Here is a 24981-nt window from a genome sequence, read left to right on the forward strand (position 1 = left end):
TGGCATGGTGACGGCGGTCGGTCTCGACGCACCGTCTAGCTGTGCGGCGATGCGGGCAAGGCTGGATGGATTTCGGGAAACCCGCTTCCTCGGCCTCGACAGCAATTGGCTGATCGGCGCCCCGGTGCCGCTGCCCCGCCTGTGGATCGGTCAGAAGCGGATGGTGCGTCTTGCTGCAGGGGCGATGATGGACGCGCTCGCCGCCGCACCGGGCGCGGAGGACGACCTGGTCCTCCTTCTTTGCCTCGCCGAAGACACCCGCCCCGGTCGTCCGGTGACCGATCCGGAAGCCTTCCTGCGTGACCTTGCCGCCATCGTCGACTTGCCAGTTCGCACCCGAACCCAAATGATCGCCCATGGGCGCCCGTCAGGTTTTGTGGCGCTCGATCGCGCCCGCAAATTGCTGACCGATGGCACGGCGGGCCATGTCCTGATCCTTGGTGTCGACAGCTACCTGACCATTGCGGGCATCACTCACTATCTAGACGCGCAGCGGTTGCTCGGCGCCGAGAACCCCAATGGGTTCATCCCCGGCGAAGCGGCGGCGGCTGTTCTGGTCGGCCGAAGTGGCGCGTTGCGCCTGACTGGGCTCGGCCTCGCCCGCGAACCAGCCTTCATCTATAACGGTCTCGGCGAAGAGGGTACGCACCTGCCTCTGCGCGGCGACGGGATGACGGCGGCCTACAAGGCGGCGATGGATGCGGCTAATGTCGATCTGGCGCATGTCGAATACCGGATCGGCGACCTTATCGGTGAGCAATTCTTCTTCAAGCAATCGACGCTCGCGAGCCTCCGCCTGGAACGCGGACGGACCGCGTTTCAGGACTTCTGGAGCCCAGGCGAGAACCTCGGCAATGTCGGCGCGGCGGTTGTGCCGGCGATGCTCGGCATGGCGCTGACCGCGGCGGTCAAAGGCTATGCCCCAGGCACCCCGGTACTGATAGAGGCGTCGGGCGACGACGGCGCTTGCGGGGCAGCAGTCCTGCACGATGTCCAGCCCTCCGTTGCGAGGAGGGCGGCCTGATGTCGGGCGTCTTCGCTAACGGGCTGGAAATATCCGGCAAGGCGGTGCAGGCGCAGACGATCGCCGCCATGCCCGACGTCTGCTTCACGCCGCCGGAAAATCCCGCGACGCCGCCCGGCGTGCCGGTCCCCTATCCGAGCTTCGGCATGGCTTCGGACACCGAAAGCGGCACAGGCACCGTTTTTATCGGCGGCGAGACTGTCAACATCAAGAACAAGTCCGACGAGTCGAAGACTTCCGGTACCGAGGCTGGGTGCGCAGCAAAGAAGGGCGTCATCACTTCGAAGAACACCGGCAAGAAATATTTCAATTCCTGGTCGAACGACGTGAAATTCGACGGCGAGCCAGTGATCCGGTTCAGCGACCTGGCGACGCACAACCACGCGTCGCCGATCGGGAATACAGGACCCTGGCCGGAAATCTGCAAGGCGAACCCGGCGGTCATGGTCTGCGCCAAGATACTGAACAAGATCGGGATGCAGATCCACGTCCACGGCGAGTCGCCCTGTGAAAGTCCGGACGAGTCCGAGCACTATTTCGAAAACCAGATGATGCAGACCAAACGGAAGGATGGCACGAACTACAAGCCATGGAAGAATTACACCACAGCCGGCGCGCCGTGCGTTTGCATGCAATCCTGGCACGAGGACGATCATTCTAAGCCAGCAGGCGCAGATGGGCCGAAGAGGGGAACGCCGCACAACAAGAAGACCACCGCGATGCGGGATTTCCTGGAGAAGAACGATACTCCGACGCTGGGCACTGCGGTCGACAAGACAAAAGCAGCCTATCGCGCCCACGATCCACGGATAAAAAAGCTGAAGCCGAAAGAGAAGCAGGATGAGGCGCTGGACTGTATGGAAACCATTCTGATGGCCTACCTGCAGGCGGTGGCTGAACCGGTTAAGGATCCAAAGGCACCGGGCGGAAAACGGCAGCCCACCAAAACCGAAATGAGGGCCACGAAACTCCGGGTCAATTCGTACTAAGGAGACAGAAGCATGGAAACGAGCAATCCGATCGACGAACTTTCGCCGGAAGAAATCCATATCGACGCAATCGAGGGTTTTCATCTCGGCGGCACGCGGTATTCCGCCAGTTTCGAGCTGTCCGACCATGACGAAGAATACTTCCGGTCCTACCTGCTCGAGGTCGACTTCGGCAAGACGCTGACGTTCACGATCCGCAAGCAGATCGAAAAAACGTTCATGTCGCATGCCAGCCTTGCCGTGGACCGTCACCTCGCGCTGCAGATCGGCGGAAAGATGCATGATCTGACGCCGGGCGGCGACAGCATCACCAATCTGCCTGAAGGCGTCTTGCGACGGATCTACCATATCGATGGCGGTCCGCAATATGTAATAGGCGATGAGGGCGTCTGCTACCTGCGCGACGGGGGCGCGTGGGAGTTGGTTCCACCGTTAAACGATTTGGCCTTGAGCGATATCCACGGCCCAAGCCGTGACCTGATTCACGCTTGCGGCGATGAAGGCACTCTCTTGCGCTTGCGAGGCCGCGCCTGGGAACAGATTGAACTGCCCGACCAGCGCTCTTTCACCACGCTTGAAGTCACCAATGAAGGACTAGTCCACCTCGGCGGCACGGATGGCCTCGCACTGGCGCTTCGCGACGGGGAACTGATCGAGCTTGCGGCGCCCGAGCGCGATTTTTTTTGCATCCGCAGCTTCAAGGGCCGCCGCTATTGGAGCGACGCCAATTGGGGCCTGAACATCCAGGACGGCGACAATGTCGTGCCTTTCCGCGAGCTTCGGCACGCCTTCGCCATGCATACTTCACCCGAAAAGTTGGTGGTTGCGGGCTGGAAGGAAATCTTCGTCTTCGACGGCACGGAATGGTCGGGATTTCAATTCGGCTATGACGGCAACATCTTCCTGAGCCGCCTCGACATGACCCGGTACGGCGGCTAGCGACCGCCTTGAAGCGTCTCAGCCAGATAGGCCCTGACCCTGACCAGGTCCAAATTCGCCACCCGGAGCCGTTCCGACCCCGGCGTCAGCATCCGCAGAACGAACAGTTCCCCCGCTTCGGGGTATTCCCCATACCGATCCCTCGCGATACTCAAGCCATCGGGCCCTGCAACACGCAACCCGTCCAGGTGCGCCTCCAGCCGCTCGAGCAGGCGCGATAGGCGCAACGCGTCAAGTTCCGGGTTTTCCTCGGGGAAAAGCAGCGCGCGGTCGTAAACCGTCCACAGGAACGCCGCCTGTTCTGCATGCTGCCGCAAAATATCGGGAAGAACCGGCGCCGGCATCAGTTCAGATTCACCGAGCCGCCGCGGATGCGGTTTGTGGCAGTGGCATGGCTGACAACATATGTTCCACGAACGGTCAAATGGCCGTCTTTTTCCATAATGATAACCGATTTGCCGCATCGCAACTCCAGTCGCTCGCTGGCAGTTATCTTCACTGTCTCGCCGTCACGGATGATATGAGTGTCCGTCGGCTTCCTAACTGGATCAACGATCCTGCCGACGATCAGCGGTTTTCGCAGATCGCCGTTCTCAAACAACAACGCGACTTCCGAACCGATCATCTCTGAAGACAATTCGGCCAGGCTGCGAGCAGGCAGGGCCGTTTCCTCAGGGTTGCCCGGAAACACCACCAGCGGGGCGCTGTCGTCGAAGCCGAGGAAAATGCCGATAACCACCCCATCAACCCGGTCCTTTATGTCAGCCATGTGAGCCTCAATTCTGATTTATCTTCGAGCCCTTCATCGTAATGTCGCTCGACGCTTTGACATCGATCTTGCCGGACCCCTTGATAGTAATATCCTTGCCTTCGATATTAATGGTGCCGTCCTTCTTCATCGAGATCGCCGCCGAGCCGCACTTGATCACAATTGAGTCGCCAGCCTCGATCAACAAATCCTTGCCAATCTTGATGGCGCCACCTTCGCCGACCTCTAGCAAGCTGCCTTTTGCGATCTTAAGTGCGCGGGAGCCGCCGACCTCTGTCGCATCATCTTCGGCAATCTTAGCGCTGCGGCCCTTCCCGATCTCGGAAGTCTGCGCCCCGCCGACAGCGAAACTCTGATCTGCGCCGACATTGACACTTTGGCTAGCCGCTATACTCCAGCTATCCGCTGCCCCGATGTCGTGGCTCTGCGCCGCGCCAACCGTGACCGACCGCGTCGCACCGATTGTATTCGTCTGCGGCCCGCCGACGCTTCGTGTCTCGGATGCACCGACCGTATCGATGCGGGCAGCCCCGACAGTCACCGTCTGGACAATCCCCACCGTCTGCGAGTGGTTGGAGCCGATCGTCTCCGTCGAGTTCGAACCGATGCTGATCGTCTCATTCGCCCCCACCGTCAGCGAGCGGTTCTTGCCCACCGTCTCGGTGTCGTTCGAGCCGATATTCGTGGTCTGGTCGACGCCGACCTTGACCGTCTTGTTGTTGCCGACGTCCTCATCGAGGTTGTGGCCGACGGAATGCTTGGCGTCGTGGTCGATGCGGTCGGACTGGTCGTGCTTTACGAGCTTGGTGCGGTCGTGCTTGATCAGAAGGTTGTGGTCCTTCTGCGCCTGGAAGTTGACCAGTTCGGAGCCGGCCTTGTCCTCGAACATCAGCTCGTTGTAGCCGCCGCCGCCTTTCGAGGAATTAGATTTCCAGCCCGATTGCGTTGCGTTGCCCGGCAAGCCGTAGGGCGGCATCTGCGAGGCGTTGTAGACCCTGCCGGTGATGATCGGCAGATCGGGATCGCCTTCGAGGAAGTCGACGATCACCTCCTGGCCGATGCGCGGTATCTGGATGAAGCCCCAGCCGCTGCCGGCCCAGGTCTGCGAGACACGGACGAAGCAGGAACTGTTCTCGTTCTTCTTGCCCAGGCGGTCCCAGTGGAACTGCACTTTCACCCGGGCATACTTGTCGGTGAATATCTCCTCGCCCGAAGGGCCGACCACCGTCGCCGTCTGCGGCCCGCGCATGATCGGCCGCGCCGTGATGCGCGGAGCGCGATAGGGCAAGGCTGTCGGCGCGACGCCCAGCACGACCTTGAAATTCTCGCTGTGGGCTTCGTTCTGGGTTCTGTAGCCCGGATCGAACAGCCTGTATTCGGCGCTGACCACCAGATACTCCTGGTTCTGGTCGTCGCGCGGAAAGCTTTCCAGCTTGAAAGTACAGCCGGAGTGGAGACCGCGAACGGTGCCGACGGCCGTGATGCGCTGGTGCACGGCCTGGAGTTCCTCGCGCCGGATGCCGGCCAGGGTGTCGCCGCGCCCGACATCGAGATGCGCGCCAGGCTGGCGATAATTCTCGCCAGAGGCTTCCTTGTGGCCGAACGGCTGGGCGGACTTCGCCATCAGATCAGCGCCAGGCTTCTTGAAATCATAGTCGGTGTGGGCATAGGCGCCGGGCCGCACCGAACTCCCTGGAATCCATTCGGTGATGTATTCGACGTCGCGGCGCGAGCCCTGTCCCTCGAAGTTATAAGGTATCTTCTCGTAACCCGGCGCCGGCTTCAGCTTGCTCATCGCATCGCACAGCACGAGCGTGTGCTTGCCCTCGTCATGCTCGAAGAAATAGAAGATGCCTTCGTGCTCGAGCAGGCGCTGTACGAAATCCAGATCGCTCTCGTCGAACTGCACGCAGTATTCGCGCGAAGGGTACGACCCTTGCAGCCGCTTCTCGAATTTCGCCGTACCGTATTTCGAGAAGATCTTCTCGACGATCTCGACAGCAGTCATGTTCTGAAAGATGCGGCAATCAGTGGTGTTGCCGAGGAACCAGAGCCACGGCCTGACGACCGCTTCGTAGTACGCCAGGCGGTCTTCGATGCGGGTCAGGCGAAATTCCGACACCAGGCCGCTGAACCACCGTTTCGGGTCGGATTCACCTTCGACCGAAACCATACCCCCCAGCATCTTCAGCGGATCGATGTCGGAGCTGGGGCCGACAAACCCGACGGTATAGGCAAAGCAACGGCTGATCTCGTCGCGGCCGACAAGATGCGTGAAGGTCAGCTCGGCGCCGACCGGTGTCTGCACAACCGTGGCACGTTCGTTCGGCATGGGTCGTGCCCCTCCTGGACGCGGCCGCCGACGCGGTGGGTTTGAAGTTCCCGCCATCTACCCAGGAACTTTTCAGGCCCGCCGCACCAGGCCATGTTGAGCCTACCACATGTTGTCGCGCCGGCCAAAGAGGAGGCACGGCGGAAAAACCTTACCATGTCGACGCATCGCCTCGAAACGCTGCTGTCCTGTTGGATGTGCAAACTGCTAGAATGTGGAGTATCGGTCAGTGCTCGACGGCGACCCTGGATGTACATCAGTTTGCAAATCAACAATGTCGACGCCTTGCCTGCGGGCATCCCGACCGGCTATGCGGCGCGGGATCGCAGCTTCGAAATCGGGCGCGATGCTTGCGACTGGACCTTGTCGGACCCCGACAAGTTCATCTCCGGCCGGCATTGCGAGGTCCGCTACGAGGCAGGCGCGTTCTGGCTGCATGACGTCTCGCGCAACGGAACCTACATCAACGGATCAAACCAGCGCATGACCGGCCCGCATCGGATGGCCAACGGCGACCGGATGCTGATTGGCCGCTATGTCATCTTCGTGTCGATCGACGAGGAGCGCGCCGCGACCGGTCATCCCAGCCCCGGTTCGACGCAGCGCGAAATGCCGGTCGCGGAAGGTCGGCCGCTGGAATTCGGACAGGGGCCATTCTTCGATGCCACGGAGCAACGGTCCGGGCAGCGGGTTCCACCATCGACGTTCCCATCGCAACCGCCTTTGCCCTCGACCAGGGACGAAGTGCTGCGGGAAATCGCGATCGGAGCCGGCATCTCGCCGGAATTGCTGCAATCGCGCGACCCGCATGAAGTTGCCGCCGAAATCGGCGCTGTGCTGAGGACGGTCGTAGAGGAACTCGCCGTGCTGCTGAAGGCGCGCGCGGCGGCGAAGATGCTGGCCAAGAGCACGCAGCGAACGATGATCAGCGCCGCCGACAACAATCCGCTGAAGTTCGTTCCGGGAACCGACGACATCCTCGAAATCATGTTCGCACGGCGCCGGGCCGGCTATCTCGATGCCAGGCGCAGCATCGAGGATGCATTCCGCGATCTCAAGACGCACGAATTCGCCACCTATGCCGCCATGCAGGCGGCGCTGTCGCGGCTGCTCGACGACCTGTCCCCCGAAGCGATCGGAAGAAAGCTCCCGCCGACGTCATTCTCGTCGAAGAAGAGCCAGGCCTGGGACGCTTCCGTAGCGACGTGGCGAACCATGGAGGAAGCGCACGAGAACGGCATGCTGGACATATTCCTGGCCTATTTCAGCGAAGCCTATGCCAAGGCCGACAAGCAGAAAACGGACGATCGGCGATGAGCTCGAAGGACGATCCTTCCAGTCCGGCGGGCAAGACCGTTATTCGCGCCACGCCACGACGTGAGCGAAAACCAGCGCCGGCCCCTGAGGTACCCGTCGCGGATGGCGGCTCGCGGACCGTGTTCGATCCCGGCATCGGCCGGCATATACCGCCCGGCTGGACATCCGGGACCGTGATTTATCAGGCTTCCGTGCCGGCAGGAGGCGGCGCTTCCGCGACAACACCCATGCCGGCCCCGCGGCAGGAGGCCCTGTTCAATCTCACCGACAATGTCCGCTATTGCGCGGAAAACCCGATCCTTGCGGCGGCGGCACCGTTGCTGATGCTGTTCGGCCAGTTCAGGCTTGTCCCCGTCGAGAGACAGGCAGAGCCATTGGCCGAACATGTCGCCGAGGCGATCGATAAATTCGACAGGGTACTGGAGAAATCAGGCGTTGCCGAGGAGGATGCGCGGATCGCGAAATTTGTCCTTTGCGAAACCGCCGACGATCTCATCGGCAACCTGCCCTGGCCGCGCAAAGACGCCTGGGCGCAGCACAGCATGCTGTCGCAGTTCTTCCACGTCGAGCCCAACGGCACGGGCTTTTTCGAAGCGCTGAACAAAATCCTGGCCAGCCCGGAGGCGCATTACGACCTGCTCGAACTCATGCATGTCTGCCTGTCGCTCGGGTATGAGGGCCAGTATCGAGGCCTGACACGCGACGACACCAGCCTCGAGCGCGTTCGGCGAGACGTCTATGAAACGCTTCGCTATTTCAGGCCCCGCGCGGCCGAAGACATCTCGCCCCGCTGGCAGGGCCTGGCGGTGACGGTGACTCAATCGTCGACACGGCTGCCGCTCTGGGTCGTTGCGGCAGCGGCGTCGGCACTGCTGACGGCGGCGTTCTTCGCGTTGCGGGTCTTCATCACCAATGAAGGCGACGCCGCCGCTGGAGAATTACTGGCACTCAACCCTTCGACGCCGATCGCCATCGAGCGCGCCAGCGTGGCGCCGTTGGCGGAGCCGGTGAAAGTCACCCCACCCCAAGCCACAACCACGCAGATCGATCGCATCCGTTCGGCGTTGGCCAAGGACGTCGAAGGCGGCGGGCTGGCAATCAGCACGAAGGGCAACTTCATCGTCGTGGAAATCAACAATCTTCTGCTGTTCCAGCCCGGCAAAGCCGACGCCAAACCAGAATTCCAGCGCATTGCCGCTGATATCGCAGCGGCGCTGGAACCCGAGCGCGGACCAATCAGGATCGTCGGGCATACGGACAATGTGAAGCCGCGAAAGTCGAGCCCGTTCAAGTCCAACTTCGATCTTTCCGTCGCCCGGGCGAAGGCCGTCGAAACAATGATGGCGCCGAAGTTCAGCGATCCTTCGCGGCTGACGGTCGACGGCAAGGGCGAGGACGAGCCGATCGCCGACAATGCGACGGCGGAAGGCCGCGCCAAGAACCGCCGTGTCGATGTGATGATCGCCCGGGAGGAAACATTGTGAGCAGGGCCGAGTGGAAGCGCCGATGACGCGTTGGCTGCTGCGGATATTCAGCATGATCGCGCTGGCCGGTTTTTCGGCGGCAGTGTGGTTTGCCGGACCTTTGATCCGTTTCGCCGATAGCCGTCCTCTCGGGCCTGCCTGGCTGCGTGCGGCAATCATCTGCGTGATCGTGGCCGCCGTGGCGCTCTTCTACGGATTGCGTTTCTGGCGGATGCACAAGGCGCAACAGGCGCTGGAGACCGCCGTCGCCCGCAACGACGATAGGAATGACGACTCGCAGGTGCTCGAGGCGCGCATGAACGAAGCGATCGCCGCGCTCAAACGGTCGAGCGGCAAGCGCAACTTCCTCTATGAGATTCCCTGGTACATCATCATCGGTCCGCCCGGCGCGGGCAAGACGACAGCACTGGTCAATTCTGGCCTCAATTTTCCGCTGGCCGGTTCGGGCGATGCCCAGCCAGTCGCCGGCGTCGGCGGAACGCGCGCCTGCGACTGGTGGTTTACCGACCAGGCCGTGATGATCGATACCGCCGGACGCTACACGACGCAGGATTCCAATGCCGAGAGCGACAAGAAGAGCTGGCTCGCTTTCCTGTCGCTGCTCAAGGCATACCGCACACGCCAACCGATAAACGGCGTCATCCTGGCCATCAGCCTTGCCGATCTCATCGGGCTCGACGATCAGCAGCTTGACGCTCATATCGTCGAGATCCGCAGTCGCCTGCGGGAAATCCACGAGACGCTGAAAATCCAGTTTCCGGTGTATCTGCTCTTCACCAAGGCCGATCTTGTTTCCGGGTTCATGGACTATTTCGGCGCTTTCGACGAGCCGCGCCGGCGCAAGGTCTGGGGCGCGACATTCCAGACCAGCGATCGCACCAAGAACATGGCGGCCGAGGCTCCGGCCGAATTCGATGCGCTGGCAAGACGCCTGGTCGAGGAATTGCCCGACCGGCTTCAGGAAGAGGCCGACCCGGTCGCGCGCATATCCGTCTTTGGCTTTCCGGCGCAGTTTGGCGCGTTGAGGGGCCGCGTTGCGCATTTTATCGCCGGCCTGTTCGATCCAGCCCGCAGCCAGGTGAATGTCAGCCTGCGCGGACTCTATTTCTCCTCAGGCACGCAAGAGGGAACCCCAATTGATCAGGTGTTGGGTGCGATCGGCCGAAGCTTCGGCGGCAATTCCCGGGCCCATATGTCCGGAACCGGCAAAAGCTTCTTCTTGCATGATCTGCTGACGGGCGTCATTTTTGCCGAATCCGGATGGGTCTCCTACGACAAATCGGCTGTAAGACGTGCGGCGATCGCCAGATTTGCAGGACTTTGCGCCATCGCGTTGATCGCGGCGGCGGCCCTTGGCACCCTGGCCCTGAGCTTCACGGCTAACAGGTCGCTGATAGCCTCCACCACGCAGGCCATGGGCCAGTATCGAACGACGGCGGACGCGCTGCTCGGGAGTACCGAGGTCACCGATGTCGACCTCGAAAACGTCATTGGCCCACTTGACCAGTTGCGCGATCTGCCGGCCGGATTCGAAACCGGCGGCGTGCCGACACCAATCGAGGAGACGTTCGGCCTCAGCCAGCGGGAGAGACTGCTTTCGGCGTCCAAGGCGGCTTACCGGCAGGCGCTGGAACGGATGTTGCGATCACGCCTGCTGATCCAGGCCGAGCGGACCATCCAGGCCAAGATGGCCGATCCCGGCGCGCTCTACGAGCCGTTGAAAATCTACCTGATGCTCGGCGGCAAGGCGCCGAAGGTCGACGACGCGTTGATCGTTTCCTGGATGAAGCAGGATTGGGAACAAAACCGCTATCCAGGCGAAAACAACCGCGCAGGACGCGAGCAGCTCGAAAAGCACCTGCGCGCCATGCTTGCCCTGGACGATGCCTATGATCCGGTTTTCGAACTGAACCAGCCGCTGATCCAAGCCGCCCAGCGGTCGCTTGGGCGGATGAGCCTTGCCGATCGCGCCTCCGCATCGATCAAGTCGGCGGTCTATGCGGCAGCGCTGGAGGATTTTTCCGTGCCCGTGAAAGGCGGACCGGAAGCGCAACTGTTGTTCGAGCGTGTCGATGGTGGCGACCTGTCGGGCCTTCGTGTTCCCGGCCTTTATACCTGGGCCGGCTTCAACCATTTCTATCTCGGACAGCTGTCTCGCATTGCGCAGACGCTCGTCGACGACCAGTGGGTGGTTGGCGGCGGCGGCGAGCAGGGCGGCATCGATCAGGAGTTGCTGAAGCTCGGCCCCGAACTTCTCGACCGCTATGGGAAAGAATTCGTGACGGCTTGGAACAGCGTTGTCGACGCGTTGAAATTCAAGCCGATGCTGAAGGACAAGCCGCACTACATCGCGCTTTCCGCCGTCGCTTCGCCGACCTCGCCGATCGAACAGCTGTTTAGCGCGATCGCCGACGAAACAGCCCTGACGCAAAACGCTGCGTCCGGCAAGGACTCAGGCACCGGGGTTGAAGGAGGCCCGGCTCAAGGCCAGTCACCCGACGCCGCGAGCATGGCCAAGGGCCTGGCGCGCATCGGCATTCAAATCGCCACCGGAAAATCGCAAAGCCGTGCGGGCACAGGGTCAGCAGCAGCGCAAAACCAGAATCCCGGGGCCAACATCGAAGCGCAGTTCAGATCATTCCGGGCCTTGGTGGGCGGTCCTGCCGGACATCGCCCGATCGATGCCTTGACCCAGAATTTCCGCGATATCTACCAAAGCCTGCAAATGGCGACCGACGTGCCTTCGCAGACGGAACGGGTCAATGCCAATCTGCAGCTGCAGATAGCCACCCTTCGCGCCAACGTCTCGCGTCTGCCGAAGCAGCTCGCCAGAATGGTCAATGCGACGGCGGACGAGTTCGAAGGCAACGTTACGGAAACCTCGGTGGCGAATTTGAACCAGATGCTCGATCAGGCGGTCACGGCTCCTTGCGAAGCGGCGGTCAACGGCCGTTATCCTTTCGCCGGCACTAGTGCCGAGGACATGGCGATGGCGGATTTCGCGAAACTGTTCGCACCGGGCGGACTGATGGATCGGTTCTTCGCGCAGAACCTCGCGTCGCTGATCGACATGACCGGTCAGGACTGGAACTGGAAGCAGGATGCGCGCTTCGGGCGCGACCTGTCGAAATCGACACTGAAAGACTTCCAGCTCGCGGCCGAAATCCGCAGCGCCTTTTTTCCCCAGGGTGGTTCGACGCCTTCGGTGAGCATTACCTTCACGCCGTTCTCATTGCATGGCGATGCCGATGCGGCGATACTCGATGTGGATGGCCAGACCGTCCAGAGCAACCAGGCAGGCAACGCACCAAGCATCGTGACCTGGCCGAGCGGAGCGACCTCCGGATCCGCCAGTCTGAGCCTGACGCCGGAGATGCCAGGCCGCGAATCCACCATCAAGTTCGAAGGGCCGTGGGCGCTGAAGCGGCTCATGGACAAGGCTGCCATCACCGGCACCGACGGCAATGTCGAAGCGCGGTTCGTGATCGGTGGGCGCGACGTCGCCTATACGATCCAGACGGGTTCCGGTCCCAGCCCCTTCCTGCTTCCGGCATTTTCCGGTTTCAGTTGTCCGAAGGCGTTTTGAGATGGGCTTCGAGCTTCCCCTAGCGGTGGCGCCAGGCGTGGGCCTCAGCCGCCCGGACCTTAATTTCGATACTCTAATGGTCGAGCCTGTGGCAGACTGCCGTGAGCCGGCGCCCGGGAGTGCGCCGCAGAGGACGCTTGAGAAGCGTTTGGTGGCAAATTGAACGATGTCGCCCTTCCCTTTGACAGCTTCGGCGTGAGCCACAGAGGCTGTGTCCGCGAGGTCAACGAAGACAATTACCTGCTCGAGCCACGAACCGGGCTTTGGGTGGTGGCCGACGGAATGGGGGGGCATGATGCCGGAGAGGTCGCCTCTGCCAGCATTGTCGACCATCTGGCCACGATCGGCATCGCAAGCTCTGCTCCGGATCTGCGGGCGCGCTTCGAGGACAGGCTGAGCCGGGCCAATGCCGAAATCCGCAGGATATCGGAATCTCGCGGCATCACCATCGGCTCCACGGTCGCCGCGCTGTTGGCGATGGATGGGCGATTTGCCTGCCTGTGGGCTGGCGACAGCCGGGTCTACCTGATCCGCAATGCCTCGATCTCGCAGATTTCGAAAGACCACACCGAAGTGCAGGAACTGCTGGATCGAGGCATGATCAGCGCGGCCGAGGCGCTCACCTGGCCACGCCGCAATGTCATCACGCATGCGGTCGGCGTCAGCGACGAATTCGTCATCGACTTCCAGCAAGGCGAGCTGATGCCGGGTGACATTTTCGTGTTGAGCACCGATGGGCTGACTGCGCATGTCACCGATGCCGAGATCGAGGCGGCGGTGATGTCGGCAACGCCTCAGGCGGCCTGTGAAAATCTTTTGGAGACGGTGCTGGCACGAGGCGGAACGGACAATGTCACCATCGTGCTGGTGAAGATCGGAAACGGGCGCAATGGACAATCGCCCCACCCTGATCTGTCCAGGGCGGAGGGCCGAGGCTGATGAGCGCCGACGACAAGACGCGAATATCGCCGCAAGTGGCCAACACCGCGGTCGGCACGCAGCTCAGCGGCATCTACGAGCTCGACGAGCGGATCGCGTTCGGCGGCATGGGTGAGGTCTACCGTGGCCACAACATCCAGACCGGAGACCATGTCGCGATCAAGATCGTGCTGCCCGAATTTGCCCGCGACCAGACGATCCTGTCCCTGTTCCGCAAGGAAGCCTCGATCCTCAACCATTTGTCGCATGACGCGGTCGTGCGCTACCACGTGTTCACCATCGATCCCGGGATCGGCCGTCCCTATCTCGCCATGGAATTCGTCGACGGCGAGTCGCTGTTCGACATCATGCGACGTGGCCCGATGCCGGCGGAAGCGGTGCGCAGGCTCTGCCATCGCCTGGCATCCGGCCTGAGTGCCGTGCATCAGGCGGGCGCGATCCATCGCGACCTCTCGCCCGACAACATCATCCTGCCGGGAGGCCGGGTCGACCGCGCAAAGATCATCGATTTCGGCATCGCACGATCGGCGACCGTGGGCGGGGAGACGCTGATCGGCGGAAAGTTCGCGGGAAAATACAACTACGTTTCACCCGAACAGCTCGGACTGTACAGCGGCGACGTCAGTGAACAGTCCGATATCTACAGCCTTGGGCTGGTGTTGGCCGCCGCCCTGCGCGGCAAGCCGATCGACATGAGCGGATCACAGTTCGAGATCATCGAAAAGCGCCGGACGGTGCCTGATCTGTCCGACATCGACGACGATTTTCGAGACATTGTCGAAGCCATGCTGCAACCGGATCCGCGAGACCGGCCAGCCAGCATGGCGGATATCGCCAGGATGACGCGCGACGAAGAGGAAGGAACAACGCCGCCGACGTCGATCACCCCCCGCGACCGGCCGGGTTTGCCGCGAGCCGGGCACACTCTTGTCCCGGATTCCAGGGCCCAGCCCCAGCCCTCCAATGTCGCGGGACACGGCGCGCCGCCGGCAACCGGCCCCGGCGAACAACGCTTCGTCCCGCATGTCCGACCCGCGCACCTGTCCGAACAGCTGCCTCAGGCCCGCCCCGGCCCGCCGCCCACGGCCACCCGTAATGTCCCCGGAAAACCCGCAAAGACCCGAACCATCGCGATTGCTGCCTTGGCGACGCTGGCTGTCGCCTCGGGCGCGGGCCTGTATTTGAGCGGCTTGATGACGCCTGCGACGCCGACTTCCGGCAAGACATCGCTTTCCGCGCCCGAGCCATCGAAGCCGGTAGCGGAGAAATCAAATCCGGTCTCAACGGACAAAGTCGCGAGCGCCTCCGAGCCGGCAAAACCAGTTCCGCCCGCGCAGCCCGAGCCCAGCGTCCCGCCGGCTGAAAAACAGCCAGATGCCACGGCGGTTCAAAAGCCGCCGGCGGCCAAGCCTGCCGAACCGCGGGCCGAGGAACCGCCGCAGCCGCTAGCAACGGCAGCGCAGCCGCAAACAGAGGCGAGCGCGCCACCGGCCAGAAGCCAGGCGGATGCCAAGACCGTGCAGACACCGGAGCCGGCGAAACCCATCCTTCCACCGCAAACCGTGGAACCGCTGAAGCCATCGGCAACGGCCACTCAGTCGTCTGAAAAAACATCGCTGGCACCCCAGCCGAATGCGATGGCCAGCAACAGTCAAATGTCGGCTTCGCCGCCCGACGCGGGCGCTCCGACCACGCCAGCCGAGAAGGTCTCAACGCCGCCGGCCCAGCCGAAGACTGTGGAGAGCCAAAAGCCCGAGCCTCGGATCAGCCCGCCGGCGGCGCCCAAGGCGACCCCGCCGGCGCCCAAACCCACTGCAAGCCCGACGGACGCCGCCAGTGCCGAGGGCCAAAATGGCTCGTCAGCGCCGGCGAAGCAGCCGGACCAACCCGTCGTAGCCTTGAACGTGCCCAAACCAGCGATCCCACCGGTCGTCGACGACGTCGCGCAACGTGTCTCCTGGGTTCGCGATTTCGGCGGCGGCGATTGTTTCTATGCGACCATGACGTCGGCGACTGACACGGCCGCCGCGATCGAAGGGTTTGGCACGGCGGTCCAGCCGTTCGAACGGATGCTCGGCGATTTCCAGGCAAAATTCCATGTCGAGCCGGACATCAGCGTCCGCCTCATCGAGCCGAGCCAATGCGAAGTCACCAACTTCCTGCGCTTTCTGGGGCAGAGCGCGGCCGACAAGCCACAGCTTGTTCTCGACCGGACATCGGTGCCCAACGGCTCGCCGATCAGCGGCACGCTGGTGACGCGTGGCGGGCTCGTTTCCAGCGTGCTGCTGATCGATCACAAAGGCATGGTGTTCAATCTCGACGACCGCATCGTCGTACAACCCAACAAGGCCACCTTCAGCATTCCGATTGGCCTCGGCGCCTCCGACAAGGCCGCCGGAAAGGCGGTGCCGCAGCTCATCATGGTGATCACGGGTCCTCAGGATATTCAAGCTGCCGCCTTCTCGACGCCAACACCAGCCTCGGTGCTGCTGCCCAAAATTCTCGAAGAAATCGAGACCGACGGATCTCAATTTTCAGCCACTGCCAAGTATTTCCGGCTCGGCGGATAGCATGGGCGCCCGATGGAACTCCGCCGTGCATGTTTGCCCCACTCGTCCGCAGACCTGCCTATCGAGCAGCGTGGTCCGGCTCGAGCCCTGCTTGCCCTGACGGGCCGTATGAAACTTGCGGTCATGGCGGGAGCGGCAATGCTGTCCGTACTGTCGTGCGGCCAAGCGCGCGCCGAATTCACGGTCTGCAACCAGACGCTCGACGTCGTCAACCTGGCCGTCGGCCAGAAGGTCGACAATGCGGACCAGACCGATGGCTGGTGGACAATCGGCGCAAATCAATGCGTGAACGTCATCCGCGAGGAACTGACTAACCGCTACATCTACATCTATGCGACGGACGTGTTTGGCCATGCGATCCTGACAGGGTCGACCGAGATGTGCATCGAGCGGCGGCGTTTTTCGATCCGCGGCATCGACGAGTGCTGGCAGCGTGGCCATATCGCGGCGCAATTCCTCGAAGTCGATACGCTTGAACAGGTGCGGTGGACCTTCTTCCTGACCGGAAGCAACCCGTGACGCACAGCATCGACACGAGCTTCAAGCAGAAGAAGCAGGCGCGCGCCGCGCTGCGCCGGCGCACGCTTTGGCGCAGGCTCATGGCCGGTTTCGCTGTCATGGTCCTGCTTTCCATCGCCACGGGCTTCTACCTCACCGCGGACTATTGGTCGTTCGGTGACGAAGACCAAGACTTGCACGCGGTCGAAGGCGCGGACGACATGCCGGCCGATGCATCCGTCTATGTGCCTGCCATTATCGACCTGGCGGGGGATCCGATGTGGATCACGCTTGCCCCCGATGCGGACACGGCAAGCAAGGGCCATTCGGTAGCGCGCCCGACCGAGCTCGACAGTTCCGGCGCCTCGCCGCAGATCGAGATCCTCTCCGACGTGATGCTGAGTGCCAGCGAAAAGTTCATGACGACGATCCCGTCGACGCAGGAGGACTTCGCGTTCTTCCAGGCACAGCGGCGGACCGCTCCGACATCCGCGGCTGCCGTACCCAACGAGCAGGCCTCTCCGCCTGCCCCGGCGGCGGCACCGGACGACCAGCAGGGCGACTTGAATAATGACCTTCAGGCGGCGCCCGATGCGAGCGAGGGTCCGGCCGGTTCGGCGCCGAAGCCGGATGCCGACGACCCGGAGGCCGGCTGGGGGGAGACCATCGATCAGGGCGAGGCAGCGCTGCCCACCTTCAAGAAAACCCAGATCGAGAACAATACGACCGTCGCAACCGTGACCAGCGAGTACCAGCGCTTCGAGGCGACCGGGGACACTTTCGTCAAGATCCTCAACGACCGCAGCCTGGAGAGCGTCGCCGTCGACGCGCATTTCTCGGCCGATGACGCCAAGCTTGCGAGCGAGGCGCTCAAGAGCCTGTTCAACCTCGACGGCCTGGAGCCGGGTTATGTCGTTGCCATGCGCGGATTCCGGCCGAACCGCGAGACGACGACGATGTCGCTCATGCAGGTCTCGATCTACGCCAAGAATGTCTTTGTCGGCACGCTGACGCGCAATACAGCGGGCGCCTTCGTGTCGGGCGTCGACCCTTGGGTGCGCGAGGATCTGTTCAACTATTCCGGTGCCGATCAAGGAGGGCTCAAACGGCAATACCGGCTGCTCGACGCGATTTATTCGACGGCTGCGCGTAACAAGGTTCCGACCGGCGTCATTGGCGAGGCGATCATGTACCTGTCGCGAGGACAGGACCTCGACGCTTTCGCCAGCGAGGACCAGCGCCTGGTGCTGATCTACTCACAGACGCCGCGCGGCAAGGACGAGACATCCGGGCGGGTGCTTTATGTCGGCGTCCAGGGCGGTGAAAAGACCATCGACTGTTTCGTCTTCCAGCAGAGCGACGGCCAGTTCGCCTGCGTCACCGGCAATGACGAGGTGCACTCGCTGACAGCAGCCAACGGCATGGTCACGCCGGTGAACGGGGTCATGACCTCGACCTTCGGCCCGCGCAAGCACCCGATCCTCGGCGTCGTCCGTATCCACAAGGGCGTCGATTGGGCAGCCCCTGTCGGCACGCCGATCATGGCGGCTTTCGACGGCGAAATCAGCTTCCAGGGCGATGGCGGCAGCTATGGCAATCTGGTGAAGATTTCGCATGCGAACGGGCGCGAGACGCGCTACGCGCATATGCAAAAATTCGCCATTGCGAGCGGCGTCGGCACCAAGGTGAAGGCCGGCGACGTCATCGGCTATATCGGCACCACCGGGCTTTCGACCGGCCCGCACCTGCATTTCGAACTCTACCAGAACGGCGAGGCGATCGATCCGTTGGGGACCGTCACCACGGTCGCCACCTATGATACCGGCAATTCCGGTAATTCCGGCGATGTTGCCGTCGAAACGCTCACCGAACGTATCGTTCATGTCGAAAGCGGTGGCAGTGCTCGCGCCAAGAACCCGAATTCTTCGGCGACCGGCGCCGGCCAGTTCATAACCAAGACCTGGATCCGGATGATGAATACCTATCGCCCGGACCTTGCACGATCACTGTCGACCGCCGACCTGCTGGCTCTGCGCTACGACGCCACCATTTCGCGTGAGATGGTGCGCAATCTGGCGCGCGAAGGCGAGGCCTATCTGCGGGCGCGCGGTCACCAGATCACAGCCGGCCGGCTCTATCTCTGTCATTTCCTGGGAATGGAAGGCGCGCATCAGGTGCTGGCGGCGCCAGGGTCGGCGCAACTGAGCGCCGTGCTGGGGTCGGCCGTCATCCAGGCCAACCCGTTTCTCACCGGCAAGACAGCCAGCTACGTGGTCGACTGGGCCGAAAGGAAGATGGGCCAGAAGCTGAGCCGTGTGGCCACCGACGCCAGCCCACCGGTGACGACCACGGAGATCCGCCAGACATCGCCGGAGTTCGAAAAATACAAGCAGGCCGTTACCGCCCTCGTCAGCTCGATTCAGAATACGCTTTGACCCTGCCCGGCACGGCATCCGTCGCCCGGGCATTTGGCGTCACCATTTTTCAGGCCTTCGTGAACCAAAACCGCGATCGGGACCACATATGCCCAGGAGCCGTTTTTGGCACAAGCGACCCAGTCGCCGACGAAACATGGCATCCGCAGACATCGACAGTGCAATCTGATGGTAGAGGGCTGGTCCATGAAAGCGTTCGCGGTCTTTCTGAGCGGAGTTGTCCTGGTTTTCCTTGTCGGCTTCGGCGCCGAAGCCGCCGCGCCCGACGCCAAACGCGTCGCTCTGGTGATCGGCAACAGCAACTATGTCCATGCGGTTACCTTGCCGAACCCCGCCAACGATGCCCGCCTCATCGCATCGACGCTGCGCAATGCCGGCTTCGAAGTGATCGAAGGCGTCGATCAGGACAATGCAGGCATGCACGGCCTCATCAGCCGATTTACCGAGCAAGCCTATGACGCCGATCTCGCGGTCATCTTCTATGCCGGTCACGGCATGCAGGTCGACGGCAAGAATTACCTGATCCCGGTCGACGCCGATTTGACGTCGCCGGCCTATCTCAAGACCCGGACCATTCAGATCGACGATTTCATGGCTGCGCTGCCGCCCGACCCGGCGATCGGCGTCATCATCCTCGATGCCTGCCGCGACAATCCGCTGGCAAGGACGCTGGCGGCCTCACTGCCGAAAAGCCGCTCCACCGCGCTGGGTACTGGCCTGGCGCCGGTCGAAGCGAGATCGGACGGCGTCGGTACCGGCGGCCTGCTGATTGCTTATGCAACGGATCCGGGCGCCATCGCTTTCGACGGCACAGGGGCCGACAGTCCTTACTCGACGGCGCTCGCCAGGCACCTGACCGAACCCGGCGTCGAAATCCAGAGCGCGCTGACGCGCGTGCGCGGCGAAGTGACCGAAACCACGCAAGGTCGCCAGCGGCCATGGCATAACGCATCGCTGGGACGCGAGGTCTTCCTTGGAAAGCCGGTAGCCGCAGCGACGCCGACCGCACCCTCCGCGGCGGGCGGATCGAACGTGGCAGCGACATCCGCTCCTGTCACCAGCGATCCTGCGTCGTGGGAAGTCGAGCAACGGCTTTGGGATGAGGCTTCAAAGCACAATTCCGGCCCGTTCTACCAAGCCTATCTCGACCAGTTCCCGAACGGTCGCTTCGCCACCGTGGCGCGGCTGAACATCGGCGAATTGAACGACCCGACGGCTCAAAACCGGCAGGTAGCGGCGCACGATATTAACCAGGCGAACGCCAGTTCGGGCTCTGCCATTCCCGCCTCGGTCAGCATTCCGGATGAGGTGAAGCACACGCCGGGCAGCCAGTTGACGGAAAATGCGATCGGCCTCGATCGCCAGGGTCGCATCGACCTGCAATTGCGCATCGAGGCGCTGGGCAACGAACTTGGGCGTATCGACGGAAACCTGGGCTCGCAGACCCGTCAGGCGATCGGCGTCTGGCAAGCCGAGAACGGTCTGCCGCAAACCACCTATCTGACCCGTCAGCAGCTGGCGTTGCTGGTGATCCAGACGGATCCGATGATGGAGGCCGTGCGTGCCAGGTACGCGGCCGATCAAGCCCATGCGTCGCAACCCAAGAAACAGGTGGTGCAGAAAGTCCGCGCAATGAGGCCGGTTGCACAAAACCCTCGCAAACAGCAGCAGATCGTCCAGAAACGTCGCAATCGCGAGGCGGTGGCGTGGCAGGATGATCCTCCGCCAAGCCGGCGCGGCAACGACTTCCTGACAAGGGCGCTGATTTTCGGCGCCGGTGTGGCCGTCGGAGGCATACTCAAGCACTGACGGCCGCGCGCTACTGCGTCTTTATCCGCATTTCCACGCGGCGGTTGAGCGGGTCGTACGGGTTGGCGCTGCGCGGATTCTTTTCGCCCATGCCGACCGCGTCGATGCGGGCTGCCTCGATACCGTTGGCCGTCAGGAAGGCTGCAACCGATTGCGCCCGCCGTTGCGACAGGCCTTCATTGTAGTGCACCGTGCCGGTGGCATCGGTGTAGCCTTCGACGACGAAGCTGAAGGTGCTGAGCCGGCTGTCCTTGAGCGCCTTGGCGAACTCGTCGAGTTCAGCCCGCGCGGTGGTATCGAGGGCGGCCGAATCCAAGCCGAAATTGATCAGCATATCGAGGCTGGATTTTCCGGCCGGCGCGTCCTTCGCCTTGGTCTTGCTCTTGCTCTTGCACTCCTCCTCGGTGCCGACACAAATTCCGCGCGATTTGCCGAGATCGGCCGCGCCGGCAAAGAACTTCACGATGTCTTCCGATTTCTGAACGGGGTCGGCGGAAGCGTGGGTCGAGAAAAACACGACCGCCAACACAAAGGCTGACCTGCCCCACTGCATAGCGGTTACTCCTGTTTGAGCATCGTTTCGATGATCGCTATCATACCAAACTCCAAGGCGATTGTCTGTCGATAAACGCTGGAGGCGCGATGAGTGGTGCGACGTCACTTGACCCGAGCCGCGCCTGAGGCTTGAGTGGCCTAGGCTTCTCGATGAAGGCGTGGCGGTCATGGCCAATGGGCTCCGATTCAAAACGGCACGGGATCTTTTCGCGACTTGTCCCGCTATTGCCCGGGACATGAGAACCCTTCCTACCGAACAAAACGCGATCGCGTTCTGCCGCGACCTCCTCGCGGGGCGCGTTCCCGAAGAAGCCATCACCTTCTGTGCCTATTTGCTGCCCGAGCGGGCCGCGGTCTGGTGGGCGCATGAATGCCTGAGCCATCTGACCGACCTGTTCGACGGGAGCGATCAGGAACTGCTTGCGCATGTTCGCGACTGGGTCGGCGAACCGGACAATCCTCGCCATTGGGCTGCGGTCAGCACAGCCGCGGCGACACCGCCGACAACGCCGGTCGGTTGGATTGCGCTGGCCGCCGGATGGCGCGACAACGGTTCGGCCATGGCCACGACGAAGGCACCGGCTTTGCAACCCTTTCCTGCCGCGCATGCCGTCAATGCCGGGATTCTGGCCGGACTGGCCCGTGTCGCTCTGGTTGATCGGTTTGCCGTTCTTTCGGCATTTGTCGAAATGGGCATCCAGATGGCCGAGATCGAAGCGCTGCAGCAATCCGCGGATGCATATTAGAGCGGTTCAGCGTTTGATGGAATTGCTGAACCGCTCTAACTCTTTGTTTTTACGCAATTCCGGACGGAAAACCGTTACACACTTTTCCTGGAATTGCTCTAGAGCCGCTATTCGGGCTCCCTACTTGCAGCCGCCCTGTGCCCATTTGGCGAGCGCCACCTTGAAGCGTGTCCCCAGCGGATGTTGCAGGCGCAAGACAGAGACATCGTTGGCGGCGAAATTTTTCGCCTGATCGCACAGACGGGCCTCGTTCCATTCATGGCAGCCGTCGCAGTGCTTGCCCTCCCAGACCGACTTGTCCAATCCCTCCACGGGACTGAACAGGGGCTTACTCTTGATCAGTTCGGCGATGCTCTTGCCGTCGATTGCCGCATCGCCGAACTCGATCGGATGGTCGAAAAGGATCGGTGCATCCGAGGCCAGTTTGGGGATTTTCTGGCGCAGCACATCGAGTGCAAGTTGGTCGCCGTTTTGCGCTGTCGCACTTGCCGCGGCGGTGTTGCGCGCGTCCGAGCCGGCTTCGGCTTGAGGTTCGCTCGCTTCGCCCACGATCAATGGCGCATTGAGATCGACCTTGTGCAAGACGACCTCCGTGGTCAGTGAAACGTTGATCCAGGGGCGTTGCTTGCCGGAGGTTGCCTTGAAGACGTCACCGGTCACCCTGTTCATTGCCTCGGTGATGGAGACGTTGGAGGCGCCGATGTGCTGAAGCAGTGCGGCGGTGAACGGCGAATGTTCGCCCGACCCGTCATAGGCGAGTTGATTGGGACTGGCGGCAAAAGCGACGAGCGTGCCGGCGCCGCCATTCTCGATCGGGATTTCGGCCAGGCCGCTGCTCGCGCCGTTGCCGCCAGAGGTCTTGGCCAGCGCCTTGGCGAGGGGATTGTCGCGGCAAGCATCGAGAAACACCAGCCTGATACTGGTCTCGCGCGACATCTGGCGCAAAATGAAATCGACCGACACCGCCTCGAAGTCGAGGGAGGTCTCGTCCTCCAGCGCGGCGTCGACCGGCAGCAGGTAGTTCTTGCCCGCAACCTGCAGACCGTGGCCGGCGTAGAAGAACAGCGCGATATCGGCACCGCGTACTTGTTTTGCGAACAGGGCGATCGTTGCCTGTGTCTGCGGCTTGGTCAGGTCGAAACCGGAAACCACCTCGAAGTCGAGTTTCTTCAGGCGTTCAGCCATGGCCTGGGCGTCGCGCACCGGATTGGCCAGCGGCGCCGCGTGCTGGTACTGGGCATTGCCGAGGACCAGCGCGACGCGGCGCTCGGCGCTGGCGGCGGTCAAAGTCAACAGCAAGGCGAGCATCGCCAGACCAGCGGCGCGAAACAGGCCACTGCCACGGGCGATCAGATCGTGCCTCACCGCAACCTCAGAGCTTTGTAGCGGAAAACTCGATCCGCCGATTGAGCGCCTTGTTCTTGGGTGTGTCGTTGGCGGCAACCGGCCGCTCCTCGCCATAGCCGGTCGCCGTGATCTGCGTGCGAGGGATGCCCGCGGCAACAATGGCGTCAGCAACGGCCTGGGCCCGGCGCTCGGACAACTGCTTGTTCGCCTCCGGCGAGCCGTCTGAATCGGTATAACCGGAGACTTCGACTTTCAGGCTCGGGCATTTTCCGACGACACCTTCGACCTCGGTCAGCAAGGGGCGGCTTTTCGCATCGAGCCGCGCGCTGGCGGGCCGGAAATAGATAGCGCCGGTGCGCGAGAGCACGGCGAACCTGTTCAGGCATTCCTCGTCGCTGAAGTTCGCCTTGGCCGCATCTGTGGCAACCGGGCCGACACCGGCCGAACTAGCCGCGGCGGCCTGGGTGGCGACCGGCTTGCTACCATCGGCGGTGAAGACGAAATCGAACGAGACCGACGCGGTGGGTACGATGTTGGTGACGTTGGCGGCCTGCTGCAGCTTGTCGACGTTCGGCAGCAGGCCGAAATCCTCGACGTGGACAGCGACCGGAGCCTCCGAAGCGACCGACACCATGGTATCGCTGATCATGGTGACGACGACGCTGGCCTCGAGATCCTTGTCGACACCGTGAAGATTGAGGCGGAACGGCAGCGTTGCCTTCACCCTGCGTTTAGTCGCGAGATCGGCGAATGCGGCGGGGTCCACTTTCGCCGTCAACTCGGCGGTCGGGTACTTGAATGTTTCGAAGAACAGGAACCGCATGCGAACGTTACGCAGGTCGACGCCGGTATCGACCGAATTGAGGTCGAACGTGACCTTGGCATCCCCCGCCGCGCTAAGCGTGCCGGTGATGTTCCTGATCTTGTTGGTCTCGACGATCGTGTTCTTCTTGACCGACTGATAGGTGATCACCGAAGCGGCGGGATCGAGCGTCCAGCTCGGCGCGGCGCTGGCGGCTTGCGATCCGAGCAGCAGCAACAACGCAACGATCAGGCCGAGAGCTCTTGCAGCAGGGCCTCTCGACATTGTCTTCCACAAGAATGCGACGACTTCGAACATGGAACGCCCCTGCCCAGGACTACCTTATCGACACGACACCACGTAGGAGCATAGAGGACTTATGATTGCTTGGCGAGCAACTCCGCAAATCTTGAAACACAGAAAACCTGACGCGTACCCCCATCGTGGGACGTTCACATATCGGTCTTTAGTCTCACGGCATGAGACATACGGAAGTCGGTGCCACTACGAGGAAGACACGATCGTCACTACCGCCTGCCCTCGATGCCTGGTCAACCTCCCCAGCCGCCGCCGCTGCTTCCGCCGTTCCCGCCTCCTCCCATTGTGGGAACGACGAGCGGAGGTACAGTGGTTTCCTCAACCGGCTTGATTACCTTCTTGGCGGTGACCTTCTTCTGCTGGTCGATCTTTGGCGTGGACGTCGTGCGAACGAGCTTCGCCTTGTGCTTCGTCGTCGTCACCATCGGTTCGGGCTTGGGTGCGACGGATATGCAACCCGTCAGCGCCGCCAGGCCACCGGATAGAACTGTTGCAATCAATGCCTGCTTCACTGCCCTGCCC

The 24981-nt window shown here is 62.3% G+C and carries 19 protein-coding genes; 12 read left to right on the forward strand and 7 right to left on the reverse strand.

Annotation, left to right across the window (positions count from 1 at the left end):
- The first annotated feature begins 4 nt into the window (after positions 1-4).
- The 3 genes from EB233_RS26845 to EB233_RS26855 are packed head-to-tail and all read left to right on the forward strand — an operon-like array spanning position 5 to position 2952.
- Positions 5-1024 (forward strand): 3-oxoacyl-ACP synthase, encoded by a 1020-nt coding sequence (locus tag EB233_RS26845; protein ID WP_244277571.1) that lies wholly within the window; start codon positions 5-7, stop codon positions 1022-1024.
- Complete coding sequence (locus EB233_RS26850) at positions 1024-2013, forward strand: DUF4150 domain-containing protein (protein WP_064987811.1); 990 nt, start codon at positions 1024-1026, stop codon at positions 2011-2013. Before EB233_RS26845 ends, EB233_RS26850 begins: the two co-directional genes overlap by 1 nt.
- A gap of 12 nt (positions 2014-2025) precedes the next feature.
- Positions 2026-2952, forward strand: a complete 927-nt coding sequence (locus tag EB233_RS26855) for a beta propeller repeat protein (RefSeq protein WP_064987810.1) — start codon at positions 2026-2028, stop codon at positions 2950-2952.
- Here EB233_RS26855 and EB233_RS26860 read toward each other — a convergent pair.
- From EB233_RS26860 to EB233_RS26870, 3 genes are read right to left on the reverse strand one after another with little or no spacing between them, the layout of a single operon-like run.
- Positions 2949-3296 (reverse strand): hypothetical protein, encoded by a 348-nt coding sequence (locus tag EB233_RS26860; protein WP_064987809.1) that lies wholly within the window; start codon positions 3294-3296, stop codon positions 2949-2951. The genes EB233_RS26855 and EB233_RS26860 overlap by 4 nt on opposite strands.
- Positions 3296-3721 (reverse strand): DUF6484 domain-containing protein, encoded by a 426-nt coding sequence (locus tag EB233_RS26865; protein ID WP_027056076.1) that lies wholly within the window; start codon positions 3719-3721, stop codon positions 3296-3298. The genes EB233_RS26860 and EB233_RS26865 overlap by 1 nt, the downstream gene beginning before the upstream one ends.
- Positions 3722-3728: 7 nt before the next feature.
- Positions 3729-6053: a type VI secretion system Vgr family protein gene (locus EB233_RS26870; RefSeq protein ID WP_064987808.1), complete on the reverse strand. Its 2325-nt coding sequence runs from the start codon at positions 6051-6053 to the stop codon at positions 3729-3731.
- Between the two features lie 249 nt (positions 6054-6302).
- Between EB233_RS26870 and tagH the strand changes: the two genes are divergently transcribed.
- The 8 genes from tagH (at position 6303) to EB233_RS26910 (ending at position 20691) form a co-directional block, all read left to right on the forward strand.
- A complete protein-coding gene (gene tagH, locus EB233_RS26875) occupies positions 6303-7370 on the forward strand; it encodes a type VI secretion system-associated FHA domain protein TagH (RefSeq protein WP_064987807.1) in 1068 nt (355 codons plus the stop codon).
- Positions 7367-8854 (forward strand): type VI secretion system protein TssL, long form, encoded by a 1488-nt coding sequence (gene tssL, locus EB233_RS26880; RefSeq protein WP_064987806.1) that lies wholly within the window; start codon positions 7367-7369, stop codon positions 8852-8854. The genes tagH and tssL overlap by 4 nt, the downstream gene beginning before the upstream one ends.
- 22 nt (positions 8855-8876) lie before the next feature.
- On the forward strand, positions 8877-12440 hold the full coding sequence (tssM, locus tag EB233_RS26885) for a type VI secretion system membrane subunit TssM (protein ID WP_064987805.1): 3564 nt from the start codon (positions 8877-8879) through the stop codon (positions 12438-12440).
- A 159-nt stretch (positions 12441-12599) separates the two neighbouring features.
- Positions 12600-13379 carry a PP2C family protein-serine/threonine phosphatase gene (locus EB233_RS26890; protein WP_027056081.1) on the forward strand — a complete coding sequence of 260 codons (780 nt, stop codon included), beginning with the start codon at positions 12600-12602 and terminating at the stop codon, positions 13377-13379.
- On the forward strand, positions 13379-15949 hold the full coding sequence (locus EB233_RS26895; RefSeq protein ID WP_064987804.1) for a serine/threonine-protein kinase: 2571 nt from the start codon (positions 13379-13381) through the stop codon (positions 15947-15949). Before EB233_RS26890 ends, EB233_RS26895 begins: the two co-directional genes overlap by 1 nt.
- Positions 15950-16057: 108 nt before the next feature.
- Positions 16058-16468: a DUF1036 domain-containing protein gene (locus tag EB233_RS26900; protein ID WP_064987803.1), complete on the forward strand. Its 411-nt coding sequence runs from the start codon at positions 16058-16060 to the stop codon at positions 16466-16468.
- Positions 16465-18882: a M23 family metallopeptidase gene (locus EB233_RS26905; RefSeq protein ID WP_064987802.1), complete on the forward strand. Its 2418-nt coding sequence runs from the start codon at positions 16465-16467 to the stop codon at positions 18880-18882. Before EB233_RS26900 ends, EB233_RS26905 begins: the two co-directional genes overlap by 4 nt.
- Positions 18883-19068: 186 nt before the next feature.
- Positions 19069-20691, forward strand: coding sequence for a caspase family protein (locus EB233_RS26910; protein ID WP_064987801.1), 1623 nt, complete (start codon positions 19069-19071; stop codon positions 20689-20691).
- 10 nt (positions 20692-20701) lie between these two features.
- On the opposite strand, the gene EB233_RS26915 is transcribed toward EB233_RS26910, so the two are convergent.
- The gene (locus tag EB233_RS26915; protein WP_064987800.1) at positions 20702-21244 is read right to left on the reverse strand and encodes an OmpA family protein; all 543 of its coding nucleotides are present in this window, start codon (positions 21242-21244) and stop codon (positions 20702-20704) included.
- 169 nt (positions 21245-21413) lie between these two features.
- On the opposite strand from EB233_RS26915, the gene EB233_RS26920 reads away from it, so the two are divergent.
- The gene (locus tag EB233_RS26920; RefSeq protein WP_171892263.1) at positions 21414-21992 is read left to right on the forward strand and encodes a DUF6931 family protein; all 579 of its coding nucleotides are present in this window, start codon (positions 21414-21416) and stop codon (positions 21990-21992) included.
- 120 nt (positions 21993-22112) lie between these two features.
- On the opposite strand, the gene EB233_RS26925 is transcribed toward EB233_RS26920, so the two are convergent.
- The 3 genes from EB233_RS26925 to EB233_RS26935 all read right to left on the reverse strand — a co-directional run bounded on the left by EB233_RS26925 (position 22113) and on the right by EB233_RS26935 (position 24971).
- On the reverse strand, positions 22113-23357 hold the full coding sequence (locus tag EB233_RS26925) for a caspase family protein (protein ID WP_244277570.1): 1245 nt from the start codon (positions 23355-23357) through the stop codon (positions 22113-22115).
- A 7-nt stretch (positions 23358-23364) separates the two neighbouring features.
- Positions 23365-24459, reverse strand: a complete 1095-nt coding sequence (locus tag EB233_RS26930) for an OmpA family protein (protein WP_064987798.1) — start codon at positions 24457-24459, stop codon at positions 23365-23367.
- Positions 24460-24692: 233 nt separating this feature from the next.
- The gene (locus tag EB233_RS26935; protein WP_244277569.1) at positions 24693-24971 is read right to left on the reverse strand and encodes a hypothetical protein; all 279 of its coding nucleotides are present in this window, start codon (positions 24969-24971) and stop codon (positions 24693-24695) included.
- Positions 24972-24981: the final 10 nt, after the last annotated feature.

It is taken from the genome of Mesorhizobium erdmanii, assembly GCF_013170725.1.
Lineage (GTDB): Bacteria > Pseudomonadota > Alphaproteobacteria > Rhizobiales > Rhizobiaceae > Mesorhizobium > Mesorhizobium erdmanii.

Excerpts from the sequence above, each read along its gene's own strand:
- EB233_RS26900 (WP_064987803.1), top strand. The coding sequence starts at position 16,058 with ATGAAACTTGCGGTCATGGCGGGAGCGGCAATGCTGTCCGTACTGTCG.
- EB233_RS26930 (WP_064987798.1), bottom strand. The coding sequence starts at position 24,459 with ATGTTCGAAGTCGTCGCATTCTTGTGGAAGACAATGTCGAGAGGCCCT.
- tagH (WP_064987807.1), top strand. The coding sequence starts at position 6,303 with ATGTACATCAGTTTGCAAATCAACAATGTCGACGCCTTGCCTGCGGGC.
- tssM (WP_064987805.1), top strand. The coding sequence starts at position 8,877 with ATGACGCGTTGGCTGCTGCGGATATTCAGCATGATCGCGCTGGCCGGT.
- EB233_RS26865 (WP_027056076.1), bottom strand. The coding sequence starts at position 3,721 with ATGGCTGACATAAAGGACCGGGTTGATGGGGTGGTTATCGGCATTTTC.
- EB233_RS26870 (WP_064987808.1), bottom strand. The coding sequence starts at position 6,053 with ATGCCGAACGAACGTGCCACGGTTGTGCAGACACCGGTCGGCGCCGAG.
- EB233_RS26855 (WP_064987810.1), top strand. The coding sequence starts at position 2,026 with ATGGAAACGAGCAATCCGATCGACGAACTTTCGCCGGAAGAAATCCAT.
- EB233_RS26850 (WP_064987811.1), top strand. The coding sequence starts at position 1,024 with ATGTCGGGCGTCTTCGCTAACGGGCTGGAAATATCCGGCAAGGCGGTG.
- EB233_RS26920 (WP_171892263.1), top strand. The coding sequence starts at position 21,414 with ATGGCCAATGGGCTCCGATTCAAAACGGCACGGGATCTTTTCGCGACT.
- tssL (WP_064987806.1), top strand. The coding sequence starts at position 7,367 with ATGAGCTCGAAGGACGATCCTTCCAGTCCGGCGGGCAAGACCGTTATT.
- EB233_RS26845 (WP_244277571.1), top strand. The coding sequence starts at position 5 with ATGGTGACGGCGGTCGGTCTCGACGCACCGTCTAGCTGTGCGGCGATG.
- EB233_RS26910 (WP_064987801.1), top strand. The coding sequence starts at position 19,069 with ATGAAAGCGTTCGCGGTCTTTCTGAGCGGAGTTGTCCTGGTTTTCCTT.
- EB233_RS26915 (WP_064987800.1), bottom strand. The coding sequence starts at position 21,244 with ATGCAGTGGGGCAGGTCAGCCTTTGTGTTGGCGGTCGTGTTTTTCTCG.
- EB233_RS26860 (WP_064987809.1), bottom strand. The coding sequence starts at position 3,296 with ATGCCGGCGCCGGTTCTTCCCGATATTTTGCGGCAGCATGCAGAACAG.
- EB233_RS26895 (WP_064987804.1), top strand. The coding sequence starts at position 13,379 with ATGAGCGCCGACGACAAGACGCGAATATCGCCGCAAGTGGCCAACACC.